At 68.2% G+C, this 13,864-nt stretch carries 14 protein-coding genes and 1 riboswitch; of the genes, 6 read left to right on the plus strand and 8 right to left on the minus strand.

The window, feature by feature from the left end:
- Positions 1-360 precede the first annotated feature (360 nt).
- The 5 genes from GPA27_RS25895 to GPA27_RS25915 form a co-directional block, all read right to left on the minus strand.
- The gene (locus GPA27_RS25895; protein ID WP_169143317.1) at positions 361-855 is read right to left on the minus strand and encodes a hypothetical protein; all 495 of its coding nucleotides are present in this window, start codon (positions 853-855) and stop codon (positions 361-363) included.
- Positions 852-1,352, minus strand: a complete 501-nt coding sequence (locus GPA27_RS25900; protein ID WP_169143318.1) for an SRPBCC family protein — start codon at positions 1,350-1,352, stop codon at positions 852-854. The genes GPA27_RS25895 and GPA27_RS25900 overlap by 4 nt, the downstream gene beginning before the upstream one ends.
- Before the next feature lie 12 nt (positions 1,353-1,364).
- Positions 1,365-1,985 (minus strand): LolA family protein, encoded by a 621-nt coding sequence (locus tag GPA27_RS25905; RefSeq protein ID WP_169143319.1) that lies wholly within the window; start codon positions 1,983-1,985, stop codon positions 1,365-1,367.
- Between the two features lie 110 nt (positions 1,986-2,095).
- Positions 2,096-2,368, minus strand: a complete 273-nt coding sequence (locus GPA27_RS25910; protein ID WP_169143320.1) for a hypothetical protein — start codon at positions 2,366-2,368, stop codon at positions 2,096-2,098.
- Positions 2,369-2,497: 129 nt separating this feature from the next.
- Positions 2,498-2,938, minus strand: a complete 441-nt coding sequence (locus GPA27_RS25915; protein ID WP_169143321.1) for a cupredoxin domain-containing protein — start codon at positions 2,936-2,938, stop codon at positions 2,498-2,500.
- A gap of 123 nt (positions 2,939-3,061) precedes the next feature.
- Here GPA27_RS25915 and GPA27_RS25920 point away from each other — a divergent pair, with 123 nt between their 5' ends.
- The 6 genes from GPA27_RS25920 (at position 3,062) to GPA27_RS25945 (ending at position 9,155) form a co-directional block, all read left to right on the plus strand.
- The gene (locus GPA27_RS25920; RefSeq protein WP_169143322.1) at positions 3,062-3,250 is read left to right on the plus strand and encodes a hypothetical protein; all 189 of its coding nucleotides are present in this window, start codon (positions 3,062-3,064) and stop codon (positions 3,248-3,250) included.
- A 60-nt stretch (positions 3,251-3,310) separates the two neighbouring features.
- The gene (locus GPA27_RS25925) at positions 3,311-3,898 is read left to right on the plus strand and encodes a chromate transporter (protein ID WP_169143323.1); all 588 of its coding nucleotides are present in this window, start codon (positions 3,311-3,313) and stop codon (positions 3,896-3,898) included.
- Complete coding sequence (locus GPA27_RS25930; protein WP_169143328.1) at positions 3,898-4,446, plus strand: chromate transporter; 549 nt, start codon at positions 3,898-3,900, stop codon at positions 4,444-4,446. The genes GPA27_RS25925 and GPA27_RS25930 overlap by 1 nt, the downstream gene beginning before the upstream one ends.
- A 167-nt stretch (positions 4,447-4,613) precedes the next feature.
- Positions 4,614-4,702: riboswitch (cyclic di-GMP riboswitch) on the plus strand.
- Positions 4,703-5,074: 372 nt separating this feature from the next.
- Positions 5,075-7,570 carry a bifunctional diguanylate cyclase/phosphodiesterase gene (locus GPA27_RS25935; RefSeq protein ID WP_246261490.1) on the plus strand — a complete coding sequence of 832 codons (2,496 nt, stop codon included), beginning with the start codon at positions 5,075-5,077 and terminating at the stop codon, positions 7,568-7,570.
- Between the two features lies 1 nt (position 7,571).
- Positions 7,572-8,444, plus strand: a complete 873-nt coding sequence (locus GPA27_RS25940; protein WP_169143324.1) for a hypothetical protein — start codon at positions 7,572-7,574, stop codon at positions 8,442-8,444.
- A gap of 6 nt (positions 8,445-8,450) precedes the next feature.
- On the plus strand, positions 8,451-9,155 hold the full coding sequence (locus tag GPA27_RS25945; RefSeq protein WP_169143325.1) for a methylamine utilization protein: 705 nt from the start codon (positions 8,451-8,453) through the stop codon (positions 9,153-9,155).
- A 28-nt stretch (positions 9,156-9,183) separates the two neighbouring features.
- Here the strand turns inward: GPA27_RS25945 and GPA27_RS25950 are convergent, their stop codons facing one another.
- From GPA27_RS25950 to GPA27_RS25960, 3 genes are all read right to left on the minus strand, one after another.
- Positions 9,184-10,614 carry an aldehyde dehydrogenase family protein gene (locus GPA27_RS25950; protein ID WP_169143326.1) on the minus strand — a complete coding sequence of 477 codons (1,431 nt, stop codon included), beginning with the start codon at positions 10,612-10,614 and terminating at the stop codon, positions 9,184-9,186.
- A 34-nt stretch (positions 10,615-10,648) separates the two neighbouring features.
- On the minus strand, positions 10,649-12,001 hold the full coding sequence (locus GPA27_RS25955; protein WP_169143327.1) for a sigma-54-dependent transcriptional regulator: 1,353 nt from the start codon (positions 11,999-12,001) through the stop codon (positions 10,649-10,651).
- Positions 11,998-13,864 (minus strand): sensor histidine kinase (locus GPA27_RS25960; protein WP_308446341.1); only part of this gene is annotated, 1,867 nt, incomplete at its 5' end. The genes GPA27_RS25955 and GPA27_RS25960, both read right to left, overlap by 4 nt.

Genomic DNA, 13,864 nt, shown 5'->3' on the forward strand with positions numbered 1-13,864 from the left:
ATCTTTGCAACATTAAAACTGCCGAAGCAGTTCGGTCGCGCCAACCAAGCACCCACACTTATCGGTTGTCCAATTTTTTAAAGAACCGCTGCCGAAGCAGCGAGAAAGAGATTCTGACAAACTCAACTGCTTTCGTCAAGCACCGCAGCAAACTTTTTTAAATCCGCTGCCGCACCACACCCCTCTTTCCTGCCCCCCACCGCCGCCGCCAAATCCGCCGCAGCGCTGAAGAGGCGCGAATTATATAGAGCTCAAGCGGGCCGTCAAGCGCTTTGTTGCGACTGCCCGAAATTAGTTTCTTTCGGGGCGCGCAAAGGGGGACGGCGGGTTCACCTGCTGTCGGAAACGCGGCTCGGACTGTTACCGATTCGACGAGCCGGATCGGTGCGGATGAGGCATCCGGTAAGCGAGTAAGACGCAGCTTGCGAACAGGGAAGCGCCGAAGACCAGATGGGCGAGGATGGTCACCCGTCCGCGCGAGACGTCGAACCACGGGAAGACGTGGGTGAAGCCGTGAAGGTTGATCACGTAGATTGCCGCGCCGTAGAGGGCGCCGAGGCTGACGGAGGACGGGACGTTCAGGGTGCGTGCGAGGGGCCAGGCGATCAGCGCGTAGATGAACGACAGCGCGAAGTGGATGGCGGTCGCCCACGCCATCACGTCCCAGCGCCAGGCGGGCCCCTGCCCCAGCACGCCTGTACCCATGACGATGGCGGCAGTCAGGCGGGCGTCGCGCAGGAGCGTGTCGATGACGGGCGTGCCGTCGAACCACCACAGTAGCATCTGGGCGAAGGTGGCCACGGTGCCGGCAATGACGCCGGCGCAGGCGGCGGCGAGGAGGTGCGGCGGGATCATGAGGACCGGGTTTCGTGACCCTGCAGGCGGGCACAGATGTGGCGCGCGAGGCCTACGCCGCCCGCGCGCATGAGGGAGTCGTGATTCCAGCGGAACACCGGACGGGCCAGGGGTGCGAGCAGGTTCATCCACAGGGGCCTGGTGCAGACGAGCCATTCGTAGCGGAGGATCGTCATCCCGTCGCGGAAGGCGAAGTGCCAGCGGCCTATGCCTTCGACTTCGCCGACGACCTGCGCTTCGAGGAGACGGTGGCGCTCGACACGGGTGACGCAGCTGGTGAAACGCAGGCGGTAGGGCAGGCGCCCTTTCCAGGTGTAGTGCTGGCGCGCGCCGATGCCGTCGGTGTCGCCGGGGTCCAGAGCGACGACGGATTCGACGCCGGCCCACCAGTCGGGCCAGCGTTCGGGGTGCGTAATGACGTCCCAGACGGTCTCGAGCGGGGCGTCGAGTTGCCAGAGCGTTGTGAGGTGGTATTGATTGCTGGCCGACGGCCGCATGCTTACTCCCTGTCAGGGGGTGAAGAAACGCTCCGGAAAGGCTGGATCGAGCTCGGCGTCGCTCATGTCGACCGTTTCGATGACGTCCAGTGCCACGTCGTAGCTTTGCACTTTCAGGGGAAAGAGGGTCCCCTTCTCGAACCAGACCCGGTAGCGGTGCACGCCGTCGACGTGGGCATTGCCGGCTCCGGTGATTTCGACGAGGTGCGCAGGGCGTTCGGCAAGCTCGGCATCGACCGGCGTGCCGGCCCCGCCCCTGGCGCGCAGTTCGACAAGTCTTGCGAGCAGTGCGCCGACGTCGGAGCGGTCGACGCTGTGGCCTCCGGCGCTGCGGATCAGGGGGTTGTCCGGGGCGAGGTTGAGGGCGGGGAAGTGCCCGGCGCCGAAAGGCCAGAGGTGCACGCGGCGTGCGGCGGGATCATAGACAAGCACCGCACCGCTGTGAGGTTCGACGAAGTCGAGGCGTATCCAGCCCGGCTTGCGGTAGGCGCATGCGATGATCTGTCGCTGGCCGTCGGCGGCGAGCGAACGGAGCGTGACGCGGTAGCCCTCGAGCGCGCGAAAACGTTCCTGTGCATCGTGCAGGAGATCCGCGCCAGCCGGACCGGCCGCACTCAGGGCCAAGGCCAGCATCAGCCACCGCACGTCGGCCCCCCGCGGGTCATGACGGCGCTGACGCGAAACGCGGGCGTGGTCGGTGGCTTATCGGCGGGATCGCGCACCGGAGGCTCCGGGGTCCGGGTTCAGAACGTCGAACAATGGAAGAAACCGCGATGGCCGATGCAGGTGGTGGAAGTGGGCATCCGGCTGTAACGCTCATGGCGCTCCTGCGCATTGAGCTGCAGGATGCAGTCGCGCCACTGGTCGGAGTCCTGCTTGTAGCCAAGCCTTTCGCAGGCCGGTCCATATATGGTGATCATCTGTTCGACCTCGCGTTCGACCTGGGCGGCACGCTCGGCAGGGGTGGCGCAGGACACAAGCAGCGCGGCGAGCGCGAGAGGGAGGGCTGTATGCATCGCTGGCTCCGGATCTGTCGAGGAGGTGATCAATGCTTGTTCGCAAGCTTCATTATTAGAGCAAATCCGGGACGTGGTGGTTTCTGGATCATCCTTGCGGACGCTATCCGAGACGGAAAGTGGCACCAGCTAGTTGCGGATTTCGAGCGTGCCGGACATGCCGCGTTCGCGGTGGCTCTTGAACATGAGGAGGCGGCTCGGGCAGTGGAATGAATACTGCCCCGGGGGCAGGTCGATCTGCACCGTCTTCGGCGTCGTGGCGAGTTCGATATCGGCGACCGGTTTGCCGTCCGGGCCGTCGAGCACGAAGCGGTGCGGCACGATGCCCTCCTCCATCCTGACGATGAGGTGAAGCGGCTTCCCGGCCTTGGCGAGGATGCGATCGGGCCTGAAGAAGTAGCTCCCGCCGACGATGGTGATGCGCTGGACGCCGTCGCTGTCGATGGTGGCGGGGACGGTCTGGTCCTGTGCGGGAAGATTCGGCGCCCAGGCGAGGGACAACGCGAGGCAGCCCGCGGCGACGAGGCGCCGGGCAAGAGGACGGGGAGAGGTGGTAGAGACGGGCCGCACGCGGATCGTTCCAGGGGCGCGGGGATCTTCTTTGGGCGGTGGTTTTCCTTCGGCGCGCTGCACGATCAAGCTGCGCGCGGGTTGCCGGGGCCGCGTGGGGAGAACCGCTTCAGCAGGCGGACCATGCCGCTTCTGCGTATTCCCGGCTGCTTTCGCGACTGCGACGTGCGCGGCACGCAACCTCGGCCGCACGGCACCGGCAAGGACGTAGACTGCAGCGGCAACAAAAATATCCCGGCACGCAACGGCGCGACGGCAAATGAAGGGCAAGGTGCCGCCGGGGAGCACGCCGTTCTTGCCTCTTTGCGCTAAGCTCTCGCGTTCGATCGCGGCCGATGCCCGGCCCGCACCCACCGCAAGAACAATCCGCCCGTGACACCCGCTGCGCCAGACCACCCCCGCCCGCGCTCGCCGCTGCATCTGTTCATCGCCTTCACCGTGCTTGCGCTGCAAGGATTCGGCGGGGTGCTCGCCGTCGCACAGCGCGAGCTCGTCGACCGCCGCCGCTGGATGACGCGGGAGGAGTTCGTCGATGCCTATTCCGTCGCGCAGCTGCTGCCCGGCCCCAACGTCGTCAATCTGTCGCTGATGCTCGGCGACCGCTTCTTCGGCTGGCGCGGGGCGTTCGCGGCGATCAGCGGGATGCTGCTCGCGCCGCTGGTGCTGGTGATCGTGCTGGCCGCGAGTTACAACCAGCTCGCGGGCTTCCCCGCGGTGGCCGGTGCCCTGCGCGGGATGGGGGCCGTGGCGGCGGGGCTGATCCTCGCGATGGCGCTGAAGATGCTCGGCACGCTGCGCCGCAATCCGCTCGGGCCGGTGCTGTGCGCGCTACTCGGGCTGACGACGCTGGTCGCGGTGACGGTGTTCCGGGCGCCGCTCGCGTGGGTCGTGATCGGGCTGGGCACGGCCGGCTGGTGCATCGCGCGCTGGTGCATCGCACGCCGGGAGCATGGCCGATGATGAGCAGCCTGCCGCTGGCCGACCTCTCCGACCTGTTCCTGCGCTTCCTGATGCTGTCGCTGCTGTCGATCGGCGGCGCGATGTCGACCGCGCCCGAGATGCACCGCTTCCTCGTCGCCGAGCGCGGCTGGCTGGACGATGCGGAATTCACGACCGCGATCGCGTTGGCGCAGGCGGCACCGGGGCCGAACGTGCTGTTCGTGCCCGTGCTGGGTTTCCAGGTCGCCGGCGTGCTTGGCGCGGCCGCGGCGCTGCTCGGCATCCTGCTGCCTTCCACGCTGCTGTCGCTGGGCGTGAGCCGCTGGGGGGCACAGCGCCGCGATGCGCCGGTGGTGCGCGCCTTTACTGCAGGCCTCGCTCCGGTGTCGGTCGGACTGGTGTTCGCGACCGGCTGGCTGCTGAGCCTGCCCTTCATCGCGGCGCCGGATCACCGGCTCGGCGCGCTGGCGCTGATCGCCGCGACCATGGTGGTGACCTTGAAGACGCGGCTGGCGCCGATCTGGATGATCGTCGTCGGCGCAACGGTTGGTGCGCTGGGCGGGGTCTGAGAGGGTCCGACCGAGGGGCACGATCCGACGGCGCGGCACCGCCGGCCTGCGGCTATTCCTTTCGTTGTATCGCGGATTGGACAAGTCCCTGACTTGCAATCGCAATTCGTGCCGCCGCAAATTGACACGCGTCAACGCTTGCGCGTATCTTGGGCGCAACAATCCGTAACATAAATCGGCACTCCCGCACGAAAGACGGGGTCGCAAAGCTTCCGGTCTACAACCTTTTCGAGGTCACGATAGCGGGGTTGCCGGGCACGTTTCGTGCGCTGCAGTGCGGCGCGGACGAGGGCCTGTGATCGCATCGGGCGACAGTCTCCTCCCCTGCCCCACGTTCGCGTGCATGGGGAACAATTTCGCAGGCGAGGCCGATGCGCTCCGACACAATTCGAATGGCGAGGCTCAACCGCACGGCCAACAGGCCGGCTGCGATCTGGCAGGTGCCGTGCGGATCATTGTCACTGCGTGCAGCCGCTTCACTCCGACCTCACCAGCCCGGTCGCGCCACGACGAGAGCGTTAGCATGCAATCGACAAGCCCGAGCGACGACAGCAATCCCCGTATGGCGAGGCGGCGGTGCACGGCCGCCCGTGCACCGGCGCTACGGCGGATGACGGTGCGCTGAGCGATGGCAGCGCAAATCCCCGGTTCCTGTTGGTCGTCACGCCCCCTGCATGCCGCCGGAGCGTTGCTGAAGCGGGCGCACAGCGCGCTGCCGCAGCTGTTCGCCGGCCGCGTCAGCATGACGCGCTTCGTCGCGCATCAGGTCATCGTCTTCGTGGCACTGCTGCTGGTGGCGATCCAGCTCGTGACCCTGCTTGCGCTGAACTGGGCGGTTTCGGAGAACGCACGCGAGTCGGTGCGCAAGGAAGTCGAAGTCGGGCGGCGGATTTTCGTTCGCATGATGGAGGATCGCACCCAGCAGCTGACCACGGCCGCGAGCGTGCTGGTCTCGGATTTCGGCCTGCGCCAGGCGCTGATGAGCAGCGACCACGCGACCATCGTATCCGCACTGAACAACCACGGCGCGCGCATCGGCGCCGCGAAGATGATGCTGATCGGCCTCGACCGGCGGGTACTGGGAGAAACCGCAGCACACGGCAATAACGGCGAGCGGCCGGCGTTTCCGTTTGCGCACCTGATCGCGGACGCCGAGCGCAAGGGCGCAGCTTCGACGATCGCACTGATCGGGCATGCGCCCTTCCAGCTCGTCGTCGTGCCGGTGCTGGCGCCGGTGCCGGTCGCGTGGGTGATGGTGGCGTTCAGCGTCGACAACAAGCTCGCGCAAGATCTCGGGCTGCTCACCGGGCTGGACGTCTCTTTCGCCACCTGGGGGCGGGAGCGCGGCTGGAACGTTGCCGCGACGACGCTGCCGCCGCCTGGGGCCAGCGCCCTGCTGGGCGCGCTCGGCCCGCCGGCGGGAACCGCCGTGCCGCCGATTGCGCCCGATCTGCTCGGCGCCGATTTCCTGCTCTCTGCTGCGGTCCTCGGGCGTGAGCACGAGGGAGCGGTCGTCGCCATCCTGCAAGACTCGCTGCGCGACGCGATCGCCCGTTTCGACGGGCTGCGGGTGATCCTGCTCGCGCTCGCCGCCTTCAGCCTGGGCGCGACCGTGGCCGGCAGCCTGCTGATCGCGCGCAGCATTTCACGGCCGGTGTCGGCGCTGGCCGAATTCGCGCGCCGCATGGAGCGCGGCGAATACGACCAGGGGCCGCCGGAAACGCGCTCCGACGAACTCGGCGAGCTCGCGGCCAGTTTCAACCGCATGCGGCTGGCGATCGCTGCGCGCGAGCAGCAGATCAAGTCGATGGCGCTGCAGGATGCGCTGACGGGCTTGCCCAACCGCGCGCTGTTCAACGAGCGCCTGCAGCAGGCGCTCGGGCTCGCCCGCCGGGTTGCACAACCGGTGAGCGTGCTGCTCATCGACCTGAACCGCTTCAAGGAGGTCAACGACACGCTCGGCCATCATGTCGGCGACCGACTGCTGTGCGAGGTCGCCGAGCGCCTGCGCTCGGTGCTGGTGCGCGCGTCCGATACGCCCGCGCGCCTCGGCGGCGACGAGTTCGCGGTGCTGCTGCCCACGGCCAGTGCGGCGATGGCCGGGGCGACCGCGTTCAAGATCCTGCAGGCCTTTGAAGCGCCGGTGCTCGTCGAAGGCCGGCAGCTCGACGTCAGCGGCAGTATCGGCATCGCGACCTTCCCCGAGCATGGCGACGATCCCAACGTGCTGATGAGCCGGGCCGACGCGGCAATGTACGTGGCCAAGCGCAAGCGCATGGGCTGCGCGGTCTACGATGTGAGCTTCGACACGGAAGTGGAGAATCACGGCCGCTTGTCGCTCACCGGCGAACTGCGCCAGGCGGTGGAGGAAGACCAGCTCGTGCTGCATTACCAGCCACGCCTCGATCTCGCCAGCGGCGCAATCACCGGCGTCGAAGCGCTGGTGCGCTGGCAGCATCCGGTGCGCGGCTTCGTGCCGCCGGACCAGTTCATCCCCTTCGCCGAGCAGACCGGTTGCATCCGCGAAATCACCCAGTGGGTGATCGGCCGCGCCTTCGAGCAGTGCGCCCGCTGGCGCGCGGACGGACTGGCGCTGCAGGTGTCGATCAACCTTTCCGCGCGCGACCTGCTCGGGGCGGAACTTCCGCAGCGCATCGCCGAATTGCTGTCCATGCATGGCGCCTCGCCGCAGTGGTTCCTGCTCGAAATCACCGAGAGTGCGATCGTCGATGACCCGGCGCGCGCGCTCGAAACGGTGACGCGGCTGCACGAGATGGGTTTCGGCCTGTCGATCGACGACTTCGGCACCGGCTATTCCTCGCTCGCGCAGCTCAAGCGCCTGCCGGTGGCCGAGCTGAAGATCGACAAGAGCTTCGTCTTGGACATGGCGCATGACCCGGACGACATGACGATCGTGCGCTCGGTGATCGACCTCGCCCACAACATGGGGCTGAGCGTCGTCGCCGAGGGCGTCGAAACCGACGAGGTGCGCCAATTGCTGCATCACCTGGGCTGCGACTGCCTGCAGGGCTATTTCATCTGCCGGCCACTGCCGGCCGCGCAGCTCGAACCCTGGCTCGCACGCGATGCGGCTCAACACGGCACGACGGCAAAGGAGACTTGACATGAAGTTCGGTGAGGAGCTGGCCTGCCTGGCGCTGGTTCTGTGCACAACCCAGGCATCCGCGGCACCGTTCGACGATTTCGGCGTCGAGCTCGTCTATGACGACAACCTCACGCGCGCGCAGCTCGGGCGGGACATCAAGGGCGATCTTGCGCTCGCGGTGTCCACGTCGGGCGGCCCGCGCTTCCAGCTCACCGACTACGACAGCCTGTCGCTGAAGGGGACCCTCGCCGCCACCAAGTACCGCCATTACGACGGACTCGACAACATCAACGCCGGCCTGGCGCTGGGCTATCGGCGCAAGTTCGGTCTCGGCCCCTACGTGCCGCAGTTCGCGCTGACCGGATCGGCGACACGGCTCGAATACGATAGCCGCCTGCGCGACGGGTGGCTGTATGCCGCCGAAGCGGAGGCAAGCAAGCGGGTGACGGAGCGCGTCGCCCTGCGTGCCTTCGTGCGCAGCGAGCGGCGCGAATCGGACGACGTGCCCGCGCGCGTGGTTCCCTTCATCCGCGCCAACGTCTTCGACCTGAGCAGCCGCAGCGCGGGCATCGGCGCCGACTTCGCGTACGACCCGCGCTACCTCGTCTCGCTCGGCTACACCTGGCACCGCGGCGACATCGTGTCCACGACGCAGCGCAACCTGCCGATCTTCCTCGCATCGAGCGCGATCGCGCCGGATCCGGTGTTCGGCGACAATACCTATGCATACACGATGCCGGCGCGGACACGCGTATTCAGCATCGGCGTGAGCCGCGAAGTGGGCCGCCAGGCGTCGGTCAGCCTCGGCTACGAGTACCGCGACAGCCGCGCGGACGGCGGCATCGCCTACAGCGGGAATCTGTTCCGCGCGACCTATCTTTACGGATTCTGAACGGCGATGAAGACACGTGCACGCTTACCTGCTGCACCACGCGTCGGCCGAGCGAAAGCCGCTATCGGCGGCCTGCTTGCGCTGCTGGTGCTCGCATTGCCGGCAGCCCCCGCCGTAGCGGGGGACATCCGCGCGACGGTGCGCGACCGCGACGGCAAACCCGTCGCCGATGCGGTGGTGGTCGTGGTTCCGTCCGGCGGCGCTGCGGGCGCCGGCACCCCTCCGGGCGTCGCCGAAGAGGACCAGCGCAACAAGGAATTCGTCCCGTACGTGCTGCCGGTACAGGCGGGCACGCGGGTCCTTTTCCCGAACAATGACAACATCCGCCACCACGTCTACTCGTTCTCGCCGGCCAAGACCTTCGAGCTGCCGCTCTACAGCGGCACGCCGACCTCGCCGGTGCTCTTCGACAAGCCCGGCGTCGTCATCCTGGGGTGCAACATCCACGACTGGATGGTCGGCTATATCTACGTATCCGAGAGCCCGCATTTCGCGAAGACCGGCGCCGACGGCAAGGTGACGCTCGGCGGCCTGCCGGGTGGCGACTACACGCTGCGGGTGTGGCATCCGCGGCTCGAAGGCAGCGAGCAGGCGACCGCGCAGCCGCTCGCGGTGCCGTCGACCGGCGCGGTGGACGCGGCAACGACGATCGGGCTGACGCCGGACTTCCGCGCCCGGCGCGCACCGACGCCGGGCCGCGGCGGCTACTGAAGCGCGCCGGCCCGCACCGGCACGGCACTCACGCCTTCTGCGGCAGCTGGATCGCCTTGTACTCGAGGAATTCTTCCAGCCCATAGACGCCGTTCTCGCGCCCCAGGCCGGACTGGCGGAAGCCGCCGAACGGCGCACGCGGATTCCACGGCGCGCCGTTGATGTCGATCTGGCCGCTGCGGATGCGCCGCGCGACGGCCAGCGCATGCTCGTCGCTGCCCGCCCATACACCGCCGCCCAGCCCGTAGATCGAATCGTTCGCCAGTGCGATCGCGTCCTCGTCACCGTCGTGCGGCAGGATCACCAGCACCGGGCCGAAGATTTCCTCCTGCGCGACGGTGGCCTTGCGGTCCTCGACGACGAGCACGGTGGACGCGACGAAGTAGCCCTTGCCCGCGGGTGCCGCGTCGGGGCCGCCGGCGACGAGCTTCGCGCCTTCAGCGATGCCGCGGCGGATGTAGCCGACCACGCGCTCGCGCTGCACGTCGGAGACGAGCGGGCCGAGCTTGCTGTCTTCCGCGAAGGCCGGTCCGACCTTGAACGATGCTGCCGCCGCAGCCGCAAGTTCGGCGGCCTGCGCGAGCTTCGCACGTGGCACCAGCATGCGTGTGTGTGCCGAGCAGGTCTGGCCGGAGTTCAGCAGGCAGCTCGACACCGTGCCCTTCACCGCGGCGGCGAGGTCGGCGTCGTCGAGGATCACGGAGGCCGACTTGCCGCCGAGTTCCAGCGCGACCTTCTTCACCGTCGCGGCGGCGAGTTCGGCGACACGGCGGCCGGCACGCGTCGAGCCGGTGAAGGACACCATGTCGACGCGCGGATCGGACGCGAGGACTTCGCCGACGACCGGACCGTAGCCGGTCACGAGGTTGAACACGCCCGCCGGCAGGCCCGCTTCGGCGATGACGTCGGCGAGGATGAAGGCGTTGATCGGCGCGACCTCGGAGGGCTTCAGCACGACCGTGCAGCCCGCCGCGAGCGCCGGGGCGACCTTCAGCGAGATCTGGTTGAGCGGGAAATTCCACGGCGTGATCGCGCCGATGACGCCGATCGGCTCGCGCACGACCAGCGAATTGCCGACGCGCTCTTCCCACTGGAATTCGCGCGCGAGCTTCGCGTAGTGCTTCCAGCTGCCGATCGGTCCGGCGACCTGGAAGCGCCCCGCCATCTTCAATGGCATGCCGACTTCGTGCGCGATCGCGGCGGCGAGCTCGTCGCGGCGCGCTTCCAGTCCGGCGGCCACGCGCTCGATGCAGTCCGCGCGCTCGGCGGCCGGCAGGCGCGACCAGGCTTCGAAGGCGGCTTGGGCCGCGGCGATCGCGGCCTGCGCGTCCGCGGGGGCGCCTTCGGGGATGCGGGCGTAGACCGAGGCGTCGCTCGGGTCGATGACGTCGATCAGGCCGCTGCCGGCCGGGGCGACCCATTTGCCGCCGATGTAGAGTTTGTCGCGCAGGATGGTCATGGGGCTGTCCTTGGGCAAAGGAAACCCGTCGATTCTAGCCCGCGAGCCCGTATTTCCGGATCTTGTCGTGCAGGGTGGTCTTCGCGATCTGCAGCGCCTCGCTGCTGCGCGCGAGGTTGCCGTTCTGGCGGCGCAGCTCGGCGGCGATCAGCGAGCGCTCGAAGTTTTCGACCGCTTCGGCGAGCGACGCCCCGCGCGCTTCCGGTGACGGCGCGGCGCCGAAATCGCGGCGCAGGCCGAGCACCAGACACTCTGCTGCGTTGCGCAGTTCGCGCACGTTGCCGGGCCAGTCGTGCGCCATCAGCTGCTGCATCTGCTCGCGCGCGACCTCGGGGATGGCGCGCTGGTGCAGTTGCGCGGCGTGCAGCATGAAGTGCTCAAGCAGCAGCGGGATGTCCTCGCGACGTTCGCGCAGCGGCGGCAGTTCGACGCGGGCGACGTTGAGGCGGTAATACAGGTCGGCACGGAATTTCTGCCGGTCGGCGAGTTCGCGCAGGTCTTCCTTGGTCGCAGCGACGACACGGCACGCGACCGGGATCAGCGCGTTGGAGCCGAGGCGCTCGACGACGCGCTCCTGCAGCACGCGCAGCAGCTTGATCTGCACCGCCATCGGCATCGACTCGACCTCGTCGAGGAAAAGCGTGCCGCCGTTGGCGTGCTCGATCTTGCCGATGCGTCGCTTCTGCGCGCCGGTGAAGGCGCCCGCTTCGTGGCCGAAAAGTTCGCTGTCGATGAGGCTGTCGGGCAGGCCACCGCAGTTGAGCGCGACGTAGTTCCCCGCGTGGCGGCTGCTCAGATCGTGCAGACAGCGTGCGACCATCTCCTTGCCGGTCCCGGTCTCGCCGACGATCAGCACGTCGACGCTGGTGTCGGCGAGGTCGAGCAGCAGGCGGCGCACCGTCTCCATCTGTGGCGAACGGCCGATCAGGCGGCCTTCGATCGCGTCGCGATGGTGAAGGCGGCGGCGCAGGCTTTCGACCTCCATCGTCAGCGCACGCTTCTCCAGCGCACGGCGCACGACCTCGACGAGATGCTCGGGCGAGAAGGGCTTGGGGATGAAGTCGTAGGCGCCGCTCCTCATCGCCTCGACGGCAAGGGTCACGTCGCCATGACCGGTGATCATGATGACCGGCAGCGCGGCGTCCTGGGCGATCAACGCGCGCAGGAACTGCATGCCGTCGATGCCCGGCAGGCGCATGTCGGTGACAACGACGCCGGGGAAATCCGGGCCGACAAGGCGCTGCCCCGTTTCGGCCGAGGCGACCGCCTGTACCGGGATGCCAGCAAGCTGCATCGCCTGCTCGCAGCCGAGGCGCACGTTGGGGTCGTCCTCGACGATGAGGACCTTGAGCTCGTCGGCCCGGGAAGATGCGAGAGGGGAATTCATGCGTGGTTTTCTCCGGCCGCCGGCAGATCCAGCGTGAAGACGGCGCCGCCGTCGGTGTGGTTGGCCGCCGAGAGCTCGCCGCCGAAGTCGCGGACGATGTCCTGCGAGATCGCAAGCCCCAGCCCCAGCCCCACGCCGACCGGCTTGGTGGTGAAGAAGGGTTCGAAGATGTGCGCAAGCGCGTCGGCGGAAAGGCCCGGTCCGCTGTCGATGACGCGCACCAGCAGCCGGCCGGGTCCCCCCGCCTCCGCTTCGAGCCGCAGGCGGCGCACCGGGCTTTCGCCCATCGCGTCGACCGCGTTGCCGATCAGATTGACCAGCACCTGCTCGAGGCGGTTCTGGTCGCACCACGCGAGCGCCCTGCCCGGCTCGCAGCGGTTGTCGACGTCAACACCTGCGCGGCGCAGTTTCTGGTCGAGCAGGAAGAGCGCGTTGCGCAGCGCGTGGGCAACGTCCACCGAAGCGGGCCGCGCCGGCGACTTGCGTGCATAGGTCTTGAGCGGGTCGATGATCTCGCCCATGCGGTCGACGAGCGTGGCCATGATCTGCAGATTGCCCTGCGCGGTCGCCTGATCACCGCGGCGCATGAACTCGATCGCATTCCCCCCCAAGGTGCGCAGCGCACCGAGCGGCTGCGTGAGCTCGTGCGTGATGCCGGTCGCGAGCTGGCCCAGGACGGCGAGCTTGGCTGCCTGCACGAGTTCGTCCTGCGCCGCGCGCAGCGTCTGCTCGGCGCGCTCACGCTCGGCGACCTCGGCGCGCAGGCGCTCGTTCGCGGCGGTCAGGTCGGCGGTGCGCAGGCTGACCTTCTGCTCCAGTTCAGCGTTCGCCTTTTGCAGCAGGGCCTGCGCCTCCGCGCGGCTCTTCAGCGTGCGTCGGCGCTGGTGCAGGAAGAGGCCGAGCAGCAACACGCAGCCCGTCGCCGCGGCGCCGAGCGCCGCGTCGGTCAGCGCATCGGCACGGCGCGCGCGAAGATCCGCAAAGGTCACGAGTTGCCAGCCGGTTCCCGACAGCTGGCGGGTCTCGACGACAAAATCCCGCGCCTTCAGGCGGCGCCCGCCCACGAGCGTCGGCGCTTCGGGGAAGGAGACGAGCGCGGCCACGCCGGAGCCCGTTGCATCGAGCGTCACCGGGAACGGCCGGATCGCCTGATCGGCAAAACGCCGCGCTGCGCTGATCTCGGCGGCCACTTCGCCGCTCAGCGGGCGCAGCACCGTGTATTTCCACTCGGGCACCGACGCGACGATGACGACCCCGTTCGCGTCGGCCAGCAGCATGGGCTCGTCCCGGGGCATCCAGCGCCGTTCGAGTTCGCTCAGGCTGATCTTCACGACCGCGACGCCAACGATGCGCCAGTCCTGACCCTCGTCACGGATCGGGTGGGCAAAGAAGTAGCCCGCTTCGTTGCGCGTCTCGTCGATCGCGTAGTAACGGTCCGGCGCGCCGCGCACGGCGGCCTGGAAATAGGAGCGCAGCTTCTGGTTCTGGCCGAGCAGGTTGTCGGAATAGATCCAGTCGCTGGATGCGACCACCGTCCCGTCGACGTCGAGCACGAAGATCGCGAGGCCGCCGAAGAAGCCGTTGAGCTGTTCGAGGTAATGGTTCGCCGCCGGCTGCAGCGGCTCGAACTCGTCCTTCCCCGCGCGCAGCAGCCGCAGCACCTCGCTGCTCAGCGCGACGGCACTGGGCAGATGCTCGTAGCGGGTGACCGAGCCATCGACGGCGGTCGCCAGCAGGTCGAGGTCGTGGCGCGTGTCGGCGCGCAGGGCCGCCAGCCCGACACGGGCGCTGAAATGATAGGCCGCGACGCCCGCCAGCAGCATGCAGGCGGCGACCAAGGCAAGGCGGACAGCGACGTGGAGT

Origin of the sequence: Aromatoleum toluolicum, from assembly GCF_012911005.2 — a bacterium.
GTDB lineage: Bacteria > Pseudomonadota > Gammaproteobacteria > Burkholderiales > Rhodocyclaceae > Aromatoleum > Aromatoleum toluolicum.

What these genes read in the sequence shown, in the direction of transcription:
- GPA27_RS25895 (WP_169143317.1), bottom strand. Translation starts at nt 855, where the DNA reads ATGATCCCGCCGCACCTCCTCGCCGCCGCCTGCGCCGGCGTCATTGCC.
- GPA27_RS25935 (WP_246261490.1), top strand. Translation starts at nt 5,075, where the DNA reads ATGGCAGCGCAAATCCCCGGTTCCTGTTGGTCGTCACGCCCCCTGCAT.
- GPA27_RS25920 (WP_169143322.1), top strand. Translation starts at nt 3,062, where the DNA reads ATGCCGCTTCTGCGTATTCCCGGCTGCTTTCGCGACTGCGACGTGCGC.
- GPA27_RS25945 (WP_169143325.1), top strand. Translation starts at nt 8,451, where the DNA reads ATGAAGACACGTGCACGCTTACCTGCTGCACCACGCGTCGGCCGAGCG.
- GPA27_RS25950 (WP_169143326.1), bottom strand. Translation starts at nt 10,614, where the DNA reads ATGACCATCCTGCGCGACAAACTCTACATCGGCGGCAAATGGGTCGCC.
- GPA27_RS25955 (WP_169143327.1), bottom strand. Translation starts at nt 12,001, where the DNA reads ATGAATTCCCCTCTCGCATCTTCCCGGGCCGACGAGCTCAAGGTCCTC.
- GPA27_RS25940 (WP_169143324.1), top strand. Translation starts at nt 7,572, where the DNA reads ATGAAGTTCGGTGAGGAGCTGGCCTGCCTGGCGCTGGTTCTGTGCACA.
- GPA27_RS25900 (WP_169143318.1), bottom strand. Translation starts at nt 1,352, where the DNA reads ATGCGGCCGTCGGCCAGCAATCAATACCACCTCACAACGCTCTGGCAA.
- GPA27_RS25905 (WP_169143319.1), bottom strand. Translation starts at nt 1,985, where the DNA reads ATGCTGGCCTTGGCCCTGAGTGCGGCCGGTCCGGCTGGCGCGGATCTC.
- GPA27_RS25930 (WP_169143328.1), top strand. Translation starts at nt 3,898, where the DNA reads ATGAGCAGCCTGCCGCTGGCCGACCTCTCCGACCTGTTCCTGCGCTTC.
- GPA27_RS25910 (WP_169143320.1), bottom strand. Translation starts at nt 2,368, where the DNA reads ATGCATACAGCCCTCCCTCTCGCGCTCGCCGCGCTGCTTGTGTCCTGC.